The following is a 19871-nucleotide window of genomic DNA, read 5'->3' as shown; positions in this document are numbered from 1 at the left end:
CCTAGGTCCTCGGCGCGTCAGGCTCCTGACCGGACCACGGAGCGCAAGGCTCGCAGGGCCACCGAAAGGGCGGCGATGTTCGGTGTCTCCAGTGCGAGGATGCCGGTCAGCTGACCCTCGGCGCGGCCGACCGCGTCACCATAGGACTCGCTCCACGCCTGGATGCGCTCGTCACCGGTGACCACGCCGTCACCGTCGAGGTCCTCGTCGAACTCGAAGGCGCTGCGGGTCAGCGCCTCGAGCACGGCATACAGGTCGTCGCGCAGCGCACCGCGCGCGAGCGCGTCCCACCGGTCGTCGCGGGGCAGCTGGGCCACGCGGGTGAGCATGCCGTCGATGCCGAACCGCTCGGACATCGTGTAGTAGACCTCCGCGACCTCCTCGGGCGTCTGGTCGAGGTCGGCGGCGATCTCGACGATGTCGAGGAGCGAGTAGCTGTCGAGCAGCCAGGCAGCTCGACGGGCGAGCTCCTCGGGTACGCCGGCCTGGAGCCAGTGCTCGGTCTGCGACTCGACCCGCTCCCGCTCGGCGCCGCGCAGGAGCTCGGGAATCCGCGGACCGAGGCTCGCGACAACGGGACTGAATCGCTCCACCTCGGTCGTGATGTCGAGCGTGGTGGGCCGCGCCGCGAGGAACCACCGCACGGCCCGGTCGAGGAGCCGGCGGAACTCGAGGTAGAGCTCGGTCTGCACGGCCGTCGGCAGGATGTTGTCTAGCTTCTCGACCTCCTCGACGAACCCGCGCAGACCGAAGATCTCGCGGCACACGATGAACGCCCGGGTCACCTGTTCGGGCGACCCGGCGGCTTCCTCCTGCGCGCGGTAGGCGAACGTGATGCCGCCCCGGTTGACCATCGAGTTCACGACGGAGTTCGTGATGATCTCCCGGCGCAGCGGGTGCTCACCGAGCTCCGCGGCATACCGCTCCCGCACGGCCTCCGGGAAGTAGTCCGCGAGTGTCGCCGCGAAGTACGGGTCGTCGGGGAGGTCGCTCGCGAGGAGGTCCTTCTTGAGCGCGAGCTTGGCGTACGCGACGAGCACGGAGAACTCCGGCGACTTGAGCCCGAGCCCCTCCGAGGCGCGCTTCTCGATCTCGGCGTCGCTCGGCAGGAACTCCAGCGCCCGGTCGAGCTCGCCGCGGCCCTCGAGCCAGCCCATGAGCCGCACGTGCACCGGGACCATGGACAGCTCCTGGGCGCGGGCGTTGCCGAGCAGGACGTTCTGCTCGTAGTTGTCGCGCAGCACGTGGGCGGCCACATCGTCGGTCATCGACGCGAGGAGGGTGTTGCGCTCCTCGATGGTGAGGTCGCCACGGCGCACGACGTCGCCGAGGAGGATCTTGATGTTGACCTCGTGGTCGGAGGTGTCGACGCCCGCGCTGTTGTCGATGGCGTCGGTGTTGACCCGCACGCCGGACAGGGCGGCCTCGATGCGGCCGAGCTGGGACAGGCCGAGGTTGCCGCCCTCGCCGACGACTTTGACCCGCAGCTCGTCACCGTTGACGCGGATGGCGTCGTTGGCGCGGTCGCCGATCGCGAGGTGGTCTTCGGTGCGGGCCTTGACGTACGTGCCGATACCGCCGTTCCAGAAGAGGTCGACCGGCGCGAGGACGATGGCGTGGATGAGCTCGGTCGGCGTCATCGTCGTGACGTCGTCGGCGAGGCCGAGCGCCGTGCGCATCTGCGGTGTGACGCCGATGGACTTCAGCGACCTGGCGAACACGCCGCCACCCTCGGAGATGAGCGAGCGGTCGTAGTCGTCCCACGACGAACGCGGCAGCTCGAAGAGCCGCTTCCGCTCCCGGAACGACTCTGCGGCAACGGGATTCGGGTCGACGAAGATGTGCCGGTGGTCGAAGGCGGCGACGAGCCGGATGTGCTCCGAGAGCAGCATGCCGTTGCCGAAGACGTCGCCGCTCATGTCACCGACGCCGACGACCGTGAAGTCCTCGTTCTGGGTGTCCAGACCCATCTCGCGGAAGTGCCGCTTGACCGACTCCCAAGCACCGCGAGCGGTGATGCCCATCGCCTTGTGGTCATAGCCGGCCGAACCACCGGAGGCGAAGGCGTCGTCGAGCCAGAAGCCGTAGGACTGCGCGACGCCGTTGGCGATGTCGGAGAAGGTCGCGGTGCCCTTGTCCGCGGCGACGACGAGGTAGGGGTCGTCACCGTCGTGGCGCACGACCCGCTCCGGCGGGACGATGTCGGTGCCGACGCGGTTGTCGGTGAGGTCGAGCAGGCCGGAGATGAACGTCCGGTAGGCCGACTGTCCCTCCGCGAGCCAGTCCTCGCGGGACACCGCCGGGTCGGGCAGCTGCTTGGCGTAGAACCCGCCCTTGGACCCGGTCGGCACGATGACGGCGTTCTTGACCATCTGCGCCTTGACGAGGCCGAGGATCTCGGTGCGGAAGTCCTCGCGCCGGTCGCTCCAGCGCAACCCGCCGCGGGCGACGGAGCCGAAGCGCAGGTGCACGCCTTCGACCTGCGGGCTGTAGACCCAGATCTCGTAGGCCGGCCGCGGGGCCGGGAGGTCGGGGATGGCCGTCGGGTCGAGCTTGAGCGAGACGTAGGTCTTGGGGTCGGTGACGCCGTCCTGGTCGACGTCCTCCTCCTGACCGGAGGTGACCTCCTGGAAGAAGTTGGTCCGCAGCGTCGCCTTCATGACGGCGAGGAAGGACCGGATGATCCGGTCCTCGTCGAGGGAGCTGACGTCGTCGAGGGCGGTCGTGACCCGCTCGGCGATCTCCTCCTGCGCGGCCGCACGCCCCTCGGGGTCGTCGGCGAACCGGTCGGGGTCGAACCTCGCCTCGAAGAACGCGACGAGGTCGGCGGCGATCGCGGGGTTCGCGACGAGCGCGTCCTCGAAGTAGGACTGGCTGAACGTGGCCTGGGTCTGGCGGAGGTACTTCGCCACCGTGCGCAGGATGACGACCTGGCGCCACGTGAGCCGGGCGAGGAGGACGAGCTGGTTGAACCCGTCGGACTCGGCCCGGCCGTCCCAGACCGCGAGGACGGCGCCCTCGAAGAGGTCGCGCAGGTCCTCGTGCGCGATGCCGGCCCAGACCTGCGGGTCCGAGACGCGCAGGCCGAAGTCGTAGACGTGCAGGTCGACACCGTCGGATCGGCCCACCTCGTAGGGCTGCTCGTCGACGACCTCGACGCCCATGTCGGTGAAGATCGGCAGGATGTCGGTGAGCGAGAGCGGGTCGACCCGGAAGAGCTTGAACCGGCGCAGCTCCTCGGGTGAGTCGGTCGGGCGGTAGAGCGCGACGCTGGTGCGTCGCTCGTCGCCGAGGCGGTCGAGGTGGTGGAGGTCCGCGACTCCCTGGACGACGGCGAAGGTCTCTTCGTATGCCGTGGGGAAGCCCTTGCCGAAGCGGTCGAGCAGGCGGTCACCCTCGACCTCACCGAGGCGGTCGCGCAGGCCGTCGCCGAGGCGGTCGGACCAGTTGCGGCTGACCTCGACGAGGCGCCGTTCGAGGTCGGCGCGCTGCTGGTCGTCGAGGCGGCGCACCCGCTCGCCGGACGGCATACGGACGACGAACTGCAGGCGCGACAGCGCCCGCTCGCTCACCCGTGCGGTGAACTCCACGCTCTCGCCGCCGAAGGCCTCCTTGAGGATCGCCGCCATCCGCGTGCGGACGCCGGTGTTGTAGCGGTCCCGGGGGATGTAGACGAGACAGGAGACGAAGCGGCCGAAGTCGTCCTCGCGCAGGAACAGCTTGGTGCGCCGGCGCTCCTGCAGCTGGGCGACGGCCATCGCCGTGTCGTAGAGCTGGTCGGGGCTGGCTTGGATGAGCTCGTCGCGCGGGTAGGTCTCGAGGACCTCGAGGAGGTCCTTGCCGGTGTGCGAGTCGGCGGCCAGGCCCGAGCGGGTGATGACCGACCGGACCTTCTCGGCGACGACGGGGAGGCGCATGACGGACTCGGTGTAGGCGGTCGAGGCATAGAGGCCGAGGAAGCGCTTCTCCCCCAGCGTGCTGCCGTCCTCGGAGTACGTGCGGATGCCGACGTAGTCGAGGTATGCCGGCCGGTGCACCGTCGAGCGCGAGTTCGCCTTCGTGAGGACGAGGACACCCTGCTCCCGGGCCTTGGCCGCGGACTCCGGACTGAGCGGTGTGACCGGGCGGTCGGCCGGCGGGTCCTCGCGCAGCATGCCCAGCCCCGTGCCGGGCATGGGCCGGATGATGTCGCCCTCGGGTGACTCCTCGAGCGAGTACTCGCGATACCCGAGGAAGGTGAAGTGGTTGTCGGCCATCCACCGCAGGAACGCGATGGCCTGGGCGAGCTCGTCGGCGGGGACACCGGCGGGCGGCGCACCCTCGAGCTCGGCCGCGATGACGAGGCAGCGGGTGCGCATGCGCGGCCAGTCCTCGACGGACTGCCGCACGTCCTCGAGGACGCCCTCGAGGACGGTGCGCAGCTCCTCGCGCTCGGACCCCTCGCTCTCGCGGTCGATCGTCAGCAGGATCCACGACTCGTCGAGGACCCCGGGCACATCGGACGCCGGCCCCGAGCAGTCCTCGTCGCAGAGCTCGAGGAGCCGGCCGCTTTCGTCCCGGCGGACCCGCAGCTGCGGATGCACGACGAGGTGGATGTCGACGTCCCGCTGGACGAGCGCGCCGGTGACGGAGTCGACGAGGAAGGGCATGTCGTCGGTGACGACCTGGATGACCGTGCGGGCGCTGGACCAGCCGTCGGCGTCAGTCGTCGGGTTGAAGACGCGCACGCGCGCGGTGCCGGGCGTCCGCTCCTCGGCGAGGGCCAGGTGCGACGCGACCGTCCCCGCCAGCACCTGGGGCGGTCGTGAGGTGAGCTCGTCCTCGGGGACGTGACGGAAGTAGCGGCTGACGACGACTGGGCCGTCGGGTCGGTCGTCGAGCTCGGCGAAGGCCTCGATGATGGCCTGCAGGGTGGTCGATCGGGGGTGGACCGATGACTCCGTCATGTGGTTCGGCGTCTCCTGGACTCGCGGCGTCGCCGAAGATCGTCCGGCGGGACGCATCATCTCGGAGAGCATCGTCGCGTCCGCGTCCGAGCCTACTCACCCTCGCGGCCCTGTGGATGACGGGTCCGGAGTCCCCGGGAGCGCCACTAGAGTGACGTGGTGGTCAAGCCCGTGCATCCCGCACGGCTCACCGAGGTGAGCCGGGTGCTCGACGACCTCCGCGACCGGCTTGCGGCCGCGGAGGACGACCTGCTCTCGTCCCTCGTCGTCCTCGGCGAGCCGGAGGCGCAGCGCACCGTCGACGGGTGGTTCGACCAGGTCGTGGACCTGCTCCGCGCGGTCGACGAGATCACCGACCAGCACGTCGTGACGCTCTCGCGTGCCGCCGCACGGCGAAGCTCCGACAGCGGTGCCGATGCCCCTGCACCGGCAGTCGAGGACGCGCTCGACCACCACGACGTCGTCGCCGGTCGGCTCGCCCAGGGCGAGCCGACCCCGAGGCAACCGTGGTGAGGCGGTCGTGGTGAGGCAGCCATGGTGAGGCGGCCGGTGCCGGGGGACTCCGGATCCCTCGCGGCCGCCGGGACGTCCGCGCGGCGCGCGGCCCGGGACCTCGAGGCCGCGCGCGAACGCAGCGGCGCGGCATACGACACCCTGAGGAGCGAGTGGAGCACCTCGACGTCGGTGCGGGTGCGCAAGGAGGGTGCCCGCGCGCTCGACGTCCTGGCCGAGGGCTCCGGGCACGCGGACCGGGTCGGCGCGCTGTTGCAGGAGCACGCGACCCGGTTGAGCGAGCTGCAGGCGCGCTCCCGCCGGTTGCTCGACGACGTCGCTGCAGCCGGACTCGAGGTCGAGGACGGTGTCGTCCGCCTGCCGTGGGGCGTCATCGGCGAGGCGGACGCGGCGGCCGCCCGAGGCCGCGCCGACGACGTACGCGCCTTCCAGGGCGAGCTCGACGCAATCCTCGCCCAGCACCGTCGTCGCCGCGACGCACTGCTCGAGCAGGTGGCTGCCTCCACGGCCGAGCTGGAGGGCCTCGCCCGCGCGCTGCGGCTCTCCTGAGGCCTCGCGGACGACCGCGATGGCAGGATCGGTGCTCCCGCCATCGATGAGGAGTCCCAGGTGAAGTTCACGCATCGTGCCGAATACCCCGCCGACCCCGAGACCGTGTTCGCGGCCATGACCGAGCAGTCGTTCCAGGACGCGGCCTGCGAGGCGACGACGACCGGCACCTGGACCGCCACCGTCGAGGAGTCCGGTGGGCGCACCGTCATCTCGACCGAGCGGGTCCTGCCGACCGACAACCTCCCCGACATCGCCCGTGGCTTCGTCGGCGACACCCTCACGGTCATCGAGTCGCAGACGTGGGGGCCGGCGGCCGCCGACGGCTCGCGCAGCGCCGACCTCAACCTGCACATCAAGGGCGCGCCGATGACCCTGCGCGGCACGATCACGCTCGCGCCGACGGCGACCGGCAGCGTCGAGGAGATCGACGCCGAGCTCAAGGCGGGGGTGCCGCTCATCGGCGGCAAGCTCGAGAAGGCCGCCGCCGAGCCGCTGCGCGCCGGGGTGCAGACGACGACCGACTTGCTGCGCGACCGGGTGAGCTGAGCGGTCCCGGCGGCCGTCCGCGGCAGGCGAGCGGACGGCATACGCGGACGAGCGAGCCACGAATGGGTGAGCCGACCACCCATGGGTGGTCGGCTCACCAACGTTTGCCTCGCTCGCGCCGCGAGCGCCGCGCCACTCAGCCCATGTGCGGGTAGGTGTGGTCGGTCGGCGGCACGAACGTCTCCTTGATCGAGCGCGGGCTGGCCCACCGCAGCAGGTTCTGGGCGGAGCCGGCCTTGTCGTTGGTCCCGGAGGCGCGGCCGCCACCGAAGGGCTGCTGGCCGACGACCGCACCGGTCGGCTTGTCGTTGATGTAGAAGTTGCCGGCGGCGAAGCGCAGCCGCTCCTGGGCCGCCGCGACCGCCGCCCGGTCCTGGGCGATGATCGAGCCGGTGAGGGCGTAGGCCGACGCACTGTCGATGATGTCCATGACCTTGGCGAACTGGCGGTCGGGGTACACGTGGACCGCGAGGATCGGGCCGAAGTACTCGGTCGTGAAGATCTCGTCGAGCGGGTCGTCACCCACGAGGACCGTCGGGCGGACGAAGTAGCCCTCGGAGTCGTCGTAGGTTCCGCCGGCGACGATGTCGATGCCGTTCGTCGCCTCGGCGCGGTCGATCGCGGCCTTGTGCTTGGCGAACGCGCGGTCGTCGATGACGGCACCCACGAAGTTCGACAGGTCGGTGACGTCACCCATGGCCAGGCCGTTGGTGAGCTCGACGAGGTCGTCCTTGATGACCTTCCAGAGGCTGCGCGGGATGAAGGCGCGCGAGGCGGCGGAGCACTTCTGGCCCTGGTACTCGAACGCGCCGCGGATGAGGGCGGTGCGGAGCACGTCGGGGTCGGCGCTCGGGTGGGCGAGGATGAAGTCCTTGCCGCCGGTCTCACCGACGATGCGCGGGTAGTGGCGGTAGGTCGTGAGGTTGGCGCCGATCTGCTGCCACAGGCTCTGGAACACCCGGGTCGAACCGGTGAAGTGCAGGCCGGCGAACTCGGGGTGGCTGAGCGCGACGTCGCTGACCTCGGGGCCCCAGCCGGAGACGAGGTTGATGACGCCGGGCGGCATGCCGGCCTCCTCGAGGACCTCGAGGACGAACTGGGCCGCGAGCTGCTGGGTGTGCGACGGCTTCCAGACGACGGTGTTGCCCATGAGCGCCGGCGCGGTCGGCAGGTTGCCGGCGATGGCGGTGAAGTTGAACGGCGTCACCGCGTAGACGAAGCCCTCGAGGGAGCGGTAGTCGGTGCGGTTCCAGATGCCGGGCGCGTTGGCCGGCGGCTGCTCCGCGAGGATCTCGCGCGCGAAGTGGACGTTGAAGCGCCAGAAGTCGATGAGCTCGCAGGCGCTGTCGATCTCGGCCTGGTATGCCGTCTTGCTCTGTCCCAGCATCGTCGCGGCGTTGACCTTGGCGCGCCACGGACCGGCGAGCAGGTCGGCGGCCTTGAGCAGGATCGAGGCCCGGTCGTCGAAGGACATGTCGCGCCACGCCGGGGCCGCGGCGACGGCGGCGTCGACGGCGGCGCGGGCGTCGGCCTTCGTCGCGTCGCGGATGGTGCCGAGGACCTTCCTGTGGGCGTGCGGCTGGCGCACGGGGATCTTCTTGCCGCGGCCCTCGACACGCTGGCCGGCGATGGTGTGCGGCAGCTCCCAGGTCGTGTTGCCCACCTCGGCGAGCGCGACCTCGAGCGCGGCACGCTCCGGGCTGCCCGGTGCGTACATGCGCACCGGCTCGTTGACGGGGGCGGGGACGTGGGTCACGGCGTCCATGGGAGAAGTCCTCGATTCGGGTGAGAATCCACAAAGGGAGTGGTATTGCAGCGGTCTCCCCATGGTCGCACGGGTCCCGTGACGCTCGTCACCGCGGTTCGCGGGACGGTACGGGCCGACGGACATGCAATGGGACTGCCGTGCCGGGATGCGCGTGCTCGCCGAGCGGACCGGTCGGCGCCTTGGGTGCTCATGGCACGTCCGTCGGGCCGGTTCGGCCCGCTGGGAGAGCGTCCGGGCGGTTCAGCCCGCTGGGTTCACCGCGGCGAGGACGTCGTCGAGCTCGGTGACGTCGTACCAGAGCAGGTCGGCGACGTCGCCTCCCGGCTCCTCGTCGATGTGGAACGAGGCGATCCGCGGCAGGGCCACGACGGAGTCCACCTCGACGGCGCTCTCGTGCTCGGTGCCCCGTCGCACGACGGCGGCGTCGACGTCCGCAGAGGCGATGACCCTCCGCGCACCGGTGGCCGCGCGCTCGCGGGCGTCGTCCGCGGCAGCCGACCACGCGGCATACTCACGCTCCTCCTCGTCGGCGCCGACGAGCCCGGGACGGGCACCGCCGCTCGTTGCGGCGTGACCCGCGAGCGGCGTGGGCGAGAGCTCACCGGTGTCGCGCAGCCGCGTGAGCGCTGCGGCATCGAGGGGAAGATAGACGCGGACGAGGGGCACGGTCGACCTTTCAGCGGGCCCGGGCGCGCGGCGCCTCGAGCAGCTCCTGGAGGGCGTCGACGACCGACTGGCCGAGGACGTCGACGTCGGGCAGGGCGTCGCGATCGGCGTAGAGGCCGTAGTAGACCCCGCCGTCGTAGGACGTCAGGCCGATCGAGAGGGCCTTGCCCTGACCGAGCGGCATGACCGGGTAGGTCGAGGCCATCTGTGCACCGGCGACGTAGAGCGGGTGCTGCGGGCCGGGGACGTTGGTGATGGCGACGTTGTAGAGGCGGCGCGACACGGCCCCGCCGAGCCGGGCGGCGAGGGTGTGCATCGTCGGTGGCGCGAAGCCGCCGAGCCCGGCCAGCGTGTCGGCGCCGACGGCACGCCCGGCCTCCATCTGCTGGCGCATCGCGAAGGCGATCTGGTGCAGGCGCATCGACGGGCCCGGCTCCCCCACCGGCAGGTCGACGAACGAGGCGGCGAGCTGGCGACCGGTCGGCAGCTCGCTCTCCTCGTCATGGACGCTCACCGGCACCATGGCGCGCACGGTGGTGGCCCCGTGGACGCTCTCGCCCCGGGTCATGAGCCACGTGCGGAACGCGCCGGTGATGGTCGCGAGGATGACGTCGTTGATGGACACGTCCTCGGCGAACGCGCCCTTGGTGAGCCGCGAGCGCACGGTGCGGTAGTCGTCGAGGTCGGTCCCGACCATGACGAACCGGCGGGCGCGGCCGACGTCGGCGCTGAGCGGTGACTCTGGTGCCGGCCGCGCCGACGCCCGGGCGAGGGTCGAGGCGAGCGAGCCGGCGACGCCGAGCAGCCGCCCGGCCGTGGCCTTGACGTCGGCGATGCCCGACTGGACGGTGTCGACGACCTGGCTCGGGGTCCGCACCGTGTCGGCGACGGCGCTGACGACGAGCTCGGTCTGCGACGGCTCGCGGCTCGGGCGCCAGGTGTCGTCGACGACCTCGGCGCTCGGGCTGTCGGAGTCCTCGAGGATGAGGTGGGCGATGTCGACGGCCTTGACTCCGTCGACGAGCGCCTGGTGGGTCTTGGTGACGATCGCGAACCGGTCGTCGGCGAGACCCTCGACCAGGTAGACCTCCCACAGCGGGCGGCTGCGGTCGAGCGGGCGCGGCATGATCCGGGCGATGAGCTCCTCGAGCTGCTCGTCGTCGCCCGGGCGCGGGAGGGCCGAGCGGCGCACGTGGTAGGTCACGTCGAAGCGCTCGTCGTCGATCCAGACGGGGTTGGCGATGCGGCCCGGCACCGAGCGGATCCGCTGGCGGTAGCGGGGAACGTAGGCGATGCGGCGCGAGATGATCCGCACGAGTCGGTCGTAGTCGAAGCCCTCGTTCGGGGCGTCGAAGACCATGACCGACCCGACGTGCATCGGGATCGTCGCTTCCTCGATGGCGAGGAAGCTGGCGTCGAGGGTGCTCAGGCGGTCGGACACGTGGACCACTCTCGCAGATCGGCGCCGACCTGGGTCCCGGACAGTGGCGGGACCCTCACGTGGTCCGGCGTGGACCCCGACCGCCGCGTCCGCGCGCGCTGCGCCGGTCCGCCCGCGTGCCGCCCGCGGGCACCAGCTCCGGGCGGACGACGTCGACGAGCCGCCCCACGGCCCGGGTGACGGCGGCGTTCGGGGCGAACTCCACGAGGCTGCGACCCGCGAGCAGTGCGCCGTCGCACTCGTCGGGCGCCCACGGCACGAAGATCGGCTCCTCGAGTCCGGCGAACCGCCCGAGCACATCGGTGATGGCCTTCTCCGGCTTCGGCCCCGTCGCGGAGGCCCGCACCTTGTTGACGACGACGATGGGTTCGGGCGACGGCACGACGCCGACGTCCTGGACGGCGCGCACGAGCCGCTGGAGCCCGATCGGGTCAGCGGCGCCGACGACGAAGAGGCTGTCGGCGTTCTCGAGGGCGGTGAGGGTCGTCGCGTTGCGTCGCGGGGCCGCCGTGTCGTAGCTCAGCTCCTCGTCGTCCTCGATCGCGAAGCCGCAGTCGACGACGACGTGGTCGACGAGACCGCGCGCCTTGTCGAGGACGTCCTCGACGGCGGCAGCCCGCAGCTCGGGCCAGCGGTCGGGCTTCGGGATGCCGGTGAGCACCCGCAGCCCCGGCCCGACCTCCGGGGCCACGCGCGCGAGCGCCGCTCGGTCGAGCGTGCCCTGTTCGGAGGCTCGCGCGGCGGCGGCGACACCCGGCGCCTCGTCGATGAGGGCGAGGAGCTGGGAGACGCTCGCGCCCCAGGTGTCGAGGTCGACGAGGAGGGTGCGGACACCGCGGGCGGCGAGCTGCCCGGCGACGGCGACCGCGATGGTCGTGCGGCCGGGCGCTCCCGTCGGGCCCCAGACTGCGGTGACGCGACCGCGACCGAATCCGCCGAGTCCGTCCGTCGACGAGTCGGTCTCCTCGAGGTCGACAGACTCTCCGCCGCGATCCGTTGCACCGTCCGCGGCGCTGCCCGCGGCGGCGCTGCCCGCAGTGGCGCCCGCGACGGCGCCCGTGACGGCGGCGAGCCGGGCCCGGGCGCCGGAGCCGGCGTCGGGCGCCGCGCCGGGCGAGGTCTCGAGGAGCCGCTCGAGGTCGGCGTCGGTGATCGACGTGCCCGCGTGGTCGTCTCCGGCGGCCGGCCCGCTGGAACGGCCGGCAGCTCCCGGGCCGGTGGCGTCGCCGTCGGCCCCTCCGGACGTGGACCGGCCATCGTCCCCCTCGACGAGGGCGACGATGGCGGCACCCAGCTCCTCGGGCTCGCTCCCGGGTCGCAGGATCGCCGTGATGCCGAGCTGGCGCAGGCGTGCCTCGCCGGCGTCGTCACCGGGCGTGACGTAGCCGGCTGCCCGCACGCCGTGCCCGGCGAGGTGGCGCAGGGCGTCGCGGTCGAGTCCACGGAAGTCGGCGGAGACGACGGCGACATCGGCGACACCCGAGGCGCCGGTCGAGAGGAGCTCGGCGACGTCGGCGCATCGGCGCACGACCTCCACCCCGCGCGCGGCGCCGAGGGCGGTGGCGAGCTCCTGCTCGTGATGGTGGGAGACACCGGTGATGACCGCCGTGGTCATGACGTCTTGGTCCCCACCGAGCCGGGCACCGCCACGAGGGTGATGCGGGCGCCGAGGTCGACGTCGCCGACGAGCTGCTGCACCTTCTCGCGCGGCACCATGACCTGCACCGGACGGGTGTCCCCCGCGCCGCCGCCGAGGACGTTGTCCTCGTCGGAGAGCGCGCTGACCGTGACCGACTCCAGGGCGAGCTGCGGCCCGGCGAGGTCGTCCGACCCGATGCCGCTGCCCTTGCCCTGGGCGGCGGGGCGGTTGACGTACACGTCGACGACCGACCCCTCGCGCAGCGTGGAGGCAGAGGTCGCGTCCACCTGGAGCGAGACGGGCTGGAGGCTTGCCTGCTCCCGGCCGCCGATGGCCGAGACCGGGACGAGCTCGCCCGCGCGCACCTCGCGGAGCACGACCCGGTCCGGGGCGAGGGCGCTTTCCGCGCTGAGGTAGTCCTTGGCGGACTCACCGAGCTGCACGTCGACGCGCACGAGGTCGTCGGCCTCGAGAGCCTGCCCGGCCACGAGACCGGACTTCGCGGCATACATCGGCACGCGGTCGTCGGCACGGCTCACGACATAGGCACCGATGGCGGTCGACGCGAGAACGAGGAGGATGCCGACCAGCAGGCGGCTGTCCCGCCAGGACGGCTTCTTGAGTCGCTGGGCGGTGGGTGTGGGCAGGTCACTCATCGGTGCTCCGTGTCAGGTCGTGCCATCGTCGGCGGACGTCGGTGAGGAACGCGTGGCGCCCCGGCGTCCGGGGCTTCTCCCCCGGGACATGATTGTGGCCTACCCGGCGTCGGGTTGCTCGCTGGCGTCCCCGTTCTGTGGACAAGCTCGCGGCCGGGTGCCCTGTGGACAACCTGCACGACCCGTCGTGGCGTGCGTGGCAGACTGGGTCGAACGGCAGAACGGACCGGTGCCCGCCCCACCACGGACGGCACCTGACAGCGGAGAGGAGCGTCGTGGCCAAGCGGTTCATCCCCCTCACCGAGGTGTCCGAGATCCTCGACATCTCCGCCGCCCAGGCCTACGCGCTGGTGCGCTCCGGCGACCTTCCGGCGATCAAGGTCGGGGGTCGCGGGCAGTGGCGCGTCGAGACCGACGTGCTCGAGGAGTACATCCAGCGCATGTACTCCCAGACCCGCGACTTCGTCCGCTCCCAGTCACCCGAGTGACCCGGTCGTTCAGCGTGACTCGACGCTGACGACCGCCGCGAAGGGCACCGTGCGCCTGCCCGTGACGTTGCTCGCGCGCCGGGACTCGCCCACCGCGTGCTCGGCGAGGTCGAGGAAGTCCGCCCCGACGACGTCGATCGTCCCGGTGACGACCTGGCCGCCTCGGTCGGTCACCGCGACCGTCGTGCGGTCGCGCGAAAGCCCGCGCAGGGCATAGCCCAGCCCGAACCGGCGGGCCGTGCGCGCCTGCGCCGACCGTGCCGCGAGCCCCGTCACGCCGACGATGGCCGCGAACGGCACGACACTGTCGCGCCCGGTGTCGCCCCGGAGCAGCAACCAGTCCTCACCGATGTCGAGCAGGGCGCCGCCGAGGACCGGTCCCGCAGCGAGATGCAGCCGCAGGGGCGCCCCGAGTGCCGCGGCGAACCGGGCTCCGAGCTCGACGGCCGCGCGCTCCCGGCGGGTGCGGTCGGCGACCTCGGAGTCGAGCTCACGCCGCTCCTGCGCCTGCAGCTGGGCCTCGAGGTCGTCGAAGAGCTGGTCCCACCGCATGCGGGGAGCGTAGATCGGCACGCCCCTCGTCGTCCTGTTGCGCAACCGAACGACATGAAATACGCTCCATCACATGCAAACCGCAGCAAACGGCATCAAACGACACGAAACCGGCACGGTCGAGCACGGACGTCGCGGCCTGCGACTCGCCCGCGCCGTCGCCGGCGGCCTCGTCGCCACCGTCGTCACGTTGCTGGTGCTGCGGGTCCTCGCCCTGGCCTGGGCGGCCGCGTACGCCGGTGTCGTCGCCCCGGGCCCGGCATCGGCCGACGAGATCCTCATGCTCGTGGCGGCGAGCCTCGCGTGGGCGGTCGCCGGCTGGCTCGGCCTCGGCACCGCGCTCGGGCTCCTCGCCCACGTCCCGGGCCGCGTGGGTCGCGTCGCCGCCGAGTGCGCCGAGCGGCTCACCCCGGCCCTGGCCCGCCGCGTCGCGGCGTTCGTGCTCGGTGTGGGCGTGGGCGTCGTGGGCGGCCCCGGTCAGGCGGTCGCAGCCCCACGAGGTGGTATGCCGTCCGCCGCCGCGAGTGCGTCGGCTCCGCACGACGGCCTCGCGCCTCTCGACCCGGGCTTCGTGCCGACGTCGGTCGCAGCAGGTGACCTGACCACCTCGGGCGACGGAACGGCATACGCGGACCCCGGGTTCATGCCGACGAGCCCGGCGGCGACCGCGCCGGAGCCGGGGTTCACGCCGGCGCCGCCCTCCCCCGGGTTCACCCCGTCCGCTCCGCGCGTCCGGCCGCAGGCCGACCCCGGTCTCATCGCGCCGCGTCCCCGCCCCGACAGCGACGGCGACGAGGTGGTCGTGCACCGGGGCGACTCGTTGTGGTCCATCGCCGCGCGCCACCTCGGGCCCGACGCCACCGACGCCGAGATCGCCCGCGCGTGGCCGCAGTGGTACGCGGCGAACCGCCCCGTCATCGGTGGCGACCCTGACCTCCTGCTCCCCGGCCAGATCCTGAAGGTCCCGACCCTCTCCGACGAAGTGAGCGTGACGCGATGAGCCCGGCGACGACTGTCCGAACCCACCTGCACCCGGTCAAGGTGAGCGCACCGCCCGCGGCCCGCCCGCCGGCGATCACGCTGTCCGAGGCGCTGCGGCGCGCCGAGGACGACGCCGGCCACCCGGCATACGTCCAGGGGACGCTCGCGGTCGACCTCGCCGCGGCGAGCGACGAGCAGCTCTTCGGGCCGCAGACCACGTCGAGCCACGACCTGCCGTGCGCGCAGGAGTGGGCCGGCCGGATCGGGCAGGCCATCGTCGAGGTCATGTCGGGGCTGCGTCCTCCGGCGCAGGTCGTGCGCTGGACGACCCCGGACGTGTATGCCGCGGTCGCGCGCCGCGGTGCCCTCGCCGGACGCCGTCGCGCAGCGGGCGCCCGGTCCCAGGCCCGCACGGCGCGCATCCACACCGTGCGGGTGTGTGAGCCCGCGGACGGTGTGGCCGAGTGCAGCCTCGTCATCGGGGAGGGCACGCGGGTGCGCGCCATGGCGCTGCGGCTCACCGGTCAGGACGGGCGCTGGCGGGTCGAGGCCCTCCAGCTCGGCTAGGGGACGAGGACGCGACGACGCCCCGGGCGACCACCGGTCGCGCCGGGGCGTCGTTGGCTCTGCGTGGACTCGCGGGTCAGCGGTCCTTGCCGTGGCACATCTTGAACTTCTTGCCCGAACCGCAGGGGCACTGCGCGTTCTTCGGCGTCGACTCCATCTGCTCCTTGGTGAGCAGTCCGTCGGCGCTGCCACCGGCCTGCGCCGAGCCACCACCGCGCGGACCCGCGGCGACGTCGCGCTCCACGGTCTCGCCGGTCTCGGACGGTGCCGTGTAGTGCAGCTGCGCCGGCTGGCGCGGACGCTCCACCCCGACACCGGCGACCTGCACCTGCGGCGTCGAGTCGTCGGGCGCCTGCGTGCCGTCCGAGCCCGAGAGCGTGGCGTCCTGCGCGGACGCGACGCTGCCACTGCCGTCATCCGCGGCGGGTGCGCCTGCGTTGCTGAGGCCACCGAACATCTCGGATACGTGCTGTGGTGAGGCCGCGACCTGCTGCTCACTGGGCTGGTCGACCTGGACGTCGACGTGGAACATGAGGCCGACGGCCTCCTCCTTGACCGCCTCGTTCATCGCCTCCCAGAGCTGGAAACCCTCGCGCTGGTACTCCACGAGCGGGTCACGCTGGGCCATGGCGCGCAGGCCGATGCCCTCCTGCAGGTAGTCCATCTCGTAGAGGTGCTCACGCCACTTGCGGTCGAGGACCGAGAGCATGACGCGCCGCTCGACCTCGCGCATGACCTCGGGCCCGAGGGCCTGCTCGCGGGCGTCGTAGGCGTGGTGGGCGTCGGAGAGGATCTCCTCCTTGAGCGTCTCCGGGCGCAGGCCGGAGCGACCACCGGCCGCCTCGACGACCTGCTCCTGCTCGATCGACACCGGGTAGGCGCCCTTCAGCGCGGTCCACAGCCGGTCCAGGTCCCAGTCCTCCGGGAAGCCCTCGGCGGTCTCCGCGTCGACGTAGCCCTCGACGACATCGCCCACGAAGTACCGCATCTGCTCCTCGAGGTCCTCGCCCTCGAGGACGCGGCGGCGCTCGTCGTAGATGACGGTGCGCTGGCGGTTGAGGACGTCGTCGTACTTGAGGACGTTCTTGCGGATCTCGAAGTTCTGCGCCTCGACCTGCGTCTGCGCGGACTGGATCGAACGCGACACCATCTTGGACTCGATGGGCGTGTCCTCCTCCATGCCGGTGCTGGCCATGACGCGGTCGACCATGCCGGCGTTGAAGAGGCGCATGAGGTGGTCCTGCAGCGAGAGGTAGAAGCGGGACTCGCCCGGGTCGCCCTGACGGCCGGAGCGACCGCGCAGCTGGTTGTCGATGCGGCGTGACTCGTGGCGCTCGGTGCCGAGGACGTAGAGGCCGCCGAGCTCGGTGACCTCCTCGTGCTCGGCCTTGACCTTGGCCTCGGCCTCCTCGAGCGCGGCGTCCCAGGCGGCCTCGTACTCCTCGGGGGTCTCCTCGGGGTCGAGCCCGCGCTCCTTGAGGGCGGCGACGGCCATGAACTCGGGGTTGCCGCCGAGCATGATGTCGGTGCCTCGACCGGCCATGTTCGTCGCGACGGTCACCGCGCCGCGACGGCCGGCGTCGGCGACGATCGCGGCCTCGCGCTCGTGGTGCTTGGCGTTGAGGACCTGGTGCTTCACCCCGCGGCGCCGCAGCTGCTCGGAAAGGTACTCGCTCTTCTCGACGCTCACCGTGCCGACGAGGACGGGCTGGCCCTTCGTGTGGCGCTCGACGATGTCGTCGACCACCGCGGCGTACTTCGCCTCCTCGGTCCGGTAGACGAGGTCCGGCTGGTCCATGCGGATCATCGGCCGGTTCGTGCGGATCGGGACGACGCCGAGCTTGTAGATCGAGTTGAGCTCGGCGGCCTCGGTCATGGCCGTGCCCGTCATGCCGGAGAGCTTGTCGTACATGCGGAAGTAGTTCTGGAGGGTGATCGTTGCGAGCGTCTGGTTCTCGTTCTGGATCGTCACCCCCTCCTTGGCCTCGATGGCCTGGTGCATGCCCTCGTTGTAGCGGCGGCCCTTGAGGATGCGGCCGGTGTGCTCGTCGACGATGAGGACCTCGCCGTCCATGACGACGTAGTCCTTGTCGCGGGTGAAGAGCTCCTTGGCCTTGATGGCGTTGTTGAGGTAGCCGATGAGCGGCGTGTTCGAGGACTCGTAGAGGTTGTCGATGCCGAGGTAGTCCTCGATCTTCTCGATGCCGGGCTCGAGGACGCCGACGGTCTTCTTCTTCTCGTCGACCTCGTAGTCGCCGCGGCTCGGGATGCCGCGCATCTGGTCGCCGCCCTCACCGCGCTCGAGGTGCTGCACGGCCTTGGCGAACTCCGTGTACCACTTCGTCGGCTGGTCGGCCGGGCCGCTGATGATGAGCGGCGTGCGGGCCTCGTCGATGAGGATCGAGTCGACCTCGTCGACGATGGCGAAGTTGTGGCCCCGCTGGACGAGCTCGTCGGTCGACCACGCCATGTTGTCGCGCAGGTAGTCGAAGCCGAACTCGTTGTTCGTGCCGTAGGTGATGTCCTTGGCGTACTGCTCGCGGCGCTGGTCCGGCGACATCGACGCGAGGATGCAGCCGGTCTCGAGGCCGAGGGCGCGGTGGACGCGGCCCATGAGCTCGGACTGGTACTCCGCGAGGTAGTCGTTGACCGTGACGACGTGGACGCCCTTGCCCTCGATGGCGTTGAGGTAGGACGGCAGCGTCGCGACGAGGGTCTTGCCCTCACCGGTCTTCATCTCGGCGACGTTGCCCTGGTGCAGCGCGGCGCCACCCATGATCTGCACGTCGAAGTGGCGCTTGCCGAGGGTGCGCCGGCTCGCCTCACGGACCGCGGCGAACGCCTCGGGGAGGATGTCGTCGAGCGTCTCGCCGTCCGCCAGGCGCTCGCGGAACTCGTCGGTCATGCCGCGCAGCTCGTCGTCGCTCATCGCGACGAAGTCGTCCTCGATGGCGTTGACCTGGTCGGCGATGTTCTCGAGCTTCTTGACGGTCCGGCCCTCACCGGCACGCAGCAGCTTCTCGACGATCTTGACCACGGTTTTCGGCTCCTCGTTGACGGGTGACCTGCCACGAAGGGTCGCGCAGGACGTGCTCAGGGTAGTCGAGCCGGTGGCCCGGCCCACACCTCACCGAGGTTTCAACGAGGCCGGCGCGTTAATGGTTTCCGCGCGCCTCGTCGTCTGTGGTGACATTCGCGTATGCCGTTCCCGGACTCCGTGCCCACCCTCACCGATGGCGTCGTGCGCCTGCGCGCCCACGCCAAGCGCGACGTCGACCGCATCGTCGAGCAGTGCCGCGACCCGCAGAGCCTGCGCTGGACCTCGGTCCCGCGCGACTACACCCGCGAGATGGCGCAGGAGTGGCTCGGCGTCATCGCCGACGGCTGGGACGCCGAGGACGGCTCCGCGAACAAGCTCTGGGCGATCGAGGAGGTCGCCGACGAGACCGGCGCGTTCAGCGGCACGATCGACCTGCGCCCGCGCGAGGCCGGCCGCGCCGAGATCGGCTTCGGCCTGCACCCCGACGCCCGGAACCGCGGGCTCATGGTGCGCGCCCTCCGGCTCGTCCAGCACTGGTGGTTCGAGCAGGGCGGACAGCGCGTCGACTGGTATGCCGAGCGCGGCAACTTCGCGTCGTGGGCCGTGGCCCGGGCCGCGGGGTACACGTTCGTCGCGACGCTGCCCGAGCACATCGCCCACGGCGAGGGCGGTCTCGCCGACGCGTGGTTCGCCACGCTCGGCCGCGACGACGACGGGGAGCCCACCGAGCCCTGGTTCCAGCCCCCGATCCTCGTCGCGGACGGCATACGGCTGCGCCCCTGGACCGACGACGATGCCGAGTTCGTCGAGGAACCGGACCACGCACCACACCACGTACCCGACCGGGCGATCCCGCGCCCCGACACCTTCGCCGAGTGGCTCCTGAAGCGGCGCGAGAACCTGTCGCGCGGCATCGGCTACAACTGGTGCATCGCCGACGCCGAGACCGACCGGCCGCTCGGCGACGTGTGCCTGTTCGGGTTCGACACCGGCCGTGACGGCGTCTCGGGGTCGGGCGAGCTCGGCTACGTCCTCTTCCCGTCGGCGCGCGGACGCGGCGCGGCGAGCACTGCCGCCCGGCTCGTGTCCGACTGGGCGCTCGCCCCGGTCGCCGAGGCCGGGCTCGGCCTGGACCGGCTCACCGCCGTCACCGCCTCGGACAACGCGCCGAGCAACCGGATCCTCGAGACGCTCGGCTTCACCCGCTGGGGGCACGAGGCGCAGGCGACGGCACCCGACGGCTCCATCGGCCCTGCCGACCACTGGGAGAAGCTCGGCCCCGCCCGTCCCCAACCGTCCAATTGGGTGAGCTCGGGACATGGGCCCACCGTCCCCAACCGTCCAATTGGGTGAGCTCGGGACACACCCGTCCAATGGGGTGAGCTCGGGACACGGGCCCACCGTCCCCAACCGTCCAATTGGGTGAGCTCGGGACGGCGGCTCAGGCGGGCAGCGGGGTGAGCTCGACCTCGCGCAGGTCGAGGTGGTCCGCGAGCGCGGTCAGCTCTTCGTGGAG

The 19871-nt window shown here is 71.8% G+C and carries 15 protein-coding genes; 7 read left to right on the top strand and 8 right to left on the bottom strand.

The window, feature by feature from the left end; genetic code table 11:
- Window positions 1–17 precede the first annotated feature (17 nt).
- A complete protein-coding gene (locus BCF74_RS05065) occupies window positions 18–4946 on the bottom strand; it encodes an NAD-glutamate dehydrogenase (RefSeq protein ID WP_106296880.1) in 4929 nt (1642 codons plus the stop codon).
- Window positions 4947–5105: 159 nt separating this feature from the next.
- On the opposite strand from BCF74_RS05065, the gene BCF74_RS05060 reads away from it, so the two are divergent.
- The 3 genes from BCF74_RS05060 to BCF74_RS05050 are packed head-to-tail and all read left to right on the top strand — an operon-like array spanning window position 5106 to window position 6557.
- Window positions 5106–5459, top strand: a complete 354-nt coding sequence (locus BCF74_RS05060; protein WP_106296879.1) for a hypothetical protein — start codon at window positions 5106–5108, stop codon at window positions 5457–5459.
- Between the two features lie 36 nt (window positions 5460–5495).
- Window positions 5496–6008, top strand: coding sequence for a hypothetical protein (locus tag BCF74_RS05055; RefSeq protein ID WP_106296878.1), 513 nt, complete (start codon window positions 5496–5498; stop codon window positions 6006–6008).
- A 60-nt stretch (window positions 6009–6068) separates the two neighbouring features.
- Window positions 6069–6557 carry a DUF2505 domain-containing protein gene (locus tag BCF74_RS05050; RefSeq protein ID WP_170070137.1) on the top strand — a complete coding sequence of 163 codons (489 nt, stop codon included), beginning with the start codon at window positions 6069–6071 and terminating at the stop codon, window positions 6555–6557.
- Between the two features lie 136 nt (window positions 6558–6693).
- Here the strand turns inward: BCF74_RS05050 and pruA are convergent, their stop codons facing one another.
- The 5 genes from pruA to BCF74_RS05025 form a co-directional block, all read right to left on the bottom strand.
- On the bottom strand, window positions 6694–8322 hold the full coding sequence (gene pruA, locus BCF74_RS05045; RefSeq protein WP_106296876.1) for an L-glutamate gamma-semialdehyde dehydrogenase: 1629 nt from the start codon (window positions 8320–8322) through the stop codon (window positions 6694–6696).
- A gap of 243 nt (window positions 8323–8565) precedes the next feature.
- Entirely contained in the window at window positions 8566–8991 is a 426-nt protein-coding gene (locus BCF74_RS05040; RefSeq protein ID WP_106296875.1) for a DUF6912 family protein, read from the bottom strand.
- Window positions 8992–9001: 10 nt separating this feature from the next.
- Window positions 9002–10432, bottom strand: coding sequence for a WS/DGAT/MGAT family O-acyltransferase (locus BCF74_RS05035; RefSeq protein WP_106296975.1), 1431 nt, complete (start codon window positions 10430–10432; stop codon window positions 9002–9004).
- Window positions 10433–10487: 55 nt separating this feature from the next.
- On the bottom strand, window positions 10488–12047 hold the full coding sequence (locus BCF74_RS05030; RefSeq protein WP_106296874.1) for a CpaE/TadZ family protein: 1560 nt from the start codon (window positions 12045–12047) through the stop codon (window positions 10488–10490).
- Window positions 12044–12727, bottom strand: a complete 684-nt coding sequence (locus BCF74_RS05025; protein ID WP_106296873.1) for a CpaB family protein — start codon at window positions 12725–12727, stop codon at window positions 12044–12046. The genes BCF74_RS05030 and BCF74_RS05025 overlap by 4 nt, the downstream gene beginning before the upstream one ends.
- A 275-nt stretch (window positions 12728–13002) precedes the next feature.
- Here BCF74_RS05025 and BCF74_RS05020 point away from each other — a divergent pair, with 275 nt between their 5' ends.
- Complete coding sequence (locus tag BCF74_RS05020) at window positions 13003–13215, top strand: helix-turn-helix domain-containing protein (RefSeq protein WP_106296872.1); 213 nt, start codon at window positions 13003–13005, stop codon at window positions 13213–13215.
- A gap of 9 nt (window positions 13216–13224) precedes the next feature.
- Here the strand turns inward: BCF74_RS05020 and BCF74_RS05015 are convergent, their stop codons facing one another.
- Entirely contained in the window at window positions 13225–13767 is a 543-nt protein-coding gene (locus BCF74_RS05015; protein ID WP_106296974.1) for a hypothetical protein, read from the bottom strand.
- Window positions 13768–13840: 73 nt separating this feature from the next.
- Here BCF74_RS05015 and BCF74_RS17050 point away from each other — a divergent pair, with 73 nt between their 5' ends.
- Window positions 13841–14767, top strand: coding sequence for a LysM peptidoglycan-binding domain-containing protein (locus BCF74_RS17050; RefSeq protein ID WP_146132877.1), 927 nt, complete (start codon window positions 13841–13843; stop codon window positions 14765–14767).
- Window positions 14764–15315, top strand: a complete 552-nt coding sequence (locus tag BCF74_RS05005; protein WP_106296871.1) for an Rv3235 family protein — start codon at window positions 14764–14766, stop codon at window positions 15313–15315. The genes BCF74_RS17050 and BCF74_RS05005 overlap by 4 nt, the downstream gene beginning before the upstream one ends.
- A 76-nt stretch (window positions 15316–15391) precedes the next feature.
- Here the strand turns inward: BCF74_RS05005 and secA are convergent, their stop codons facing one another.
- Window positions 15392–18352, bottom strand: a complete 2961-nt coding sequence (gene secA, locus BCF74_RS05000; RefSeq protein WP_106296870.1) for a preprotein translocase subunit SecA — start codon at window positions 18350–18352, stop codon at window positions 15392–15394.
- A 162-nt stretch (window positions 18353–18514) separates the two neighbouring features.
- Here secA and BCF74_RS04995 point away from each other — a divergent pair, with 162 nt between their 5' ends.
- A complete protein-coding gene (locus BCF74_RS04995) occupies window positions 18515–19708 on the top strand; it encodes a GNAT family N-acetyltransferase (protein WP_106296869.1) in 1194 nt (397 codons plus the stop codon).
- Window positions 19709–19871 lie beyond the last annotated feature (163 nt).

Origin of the sequence: Knoellia remsis (assembly GCF_003002895.1) — a bacterium.
GTDB lineage: Bacteria > Actinomycetota > Actinomycetes > Actinomycetales > Dermatophilaceae > Knoellia > Knoellia remsis.
Note: the sequence above shows the minus strand (reverse complement) of the source record. Positions and strands in the feature narration are given on the sequence as shown.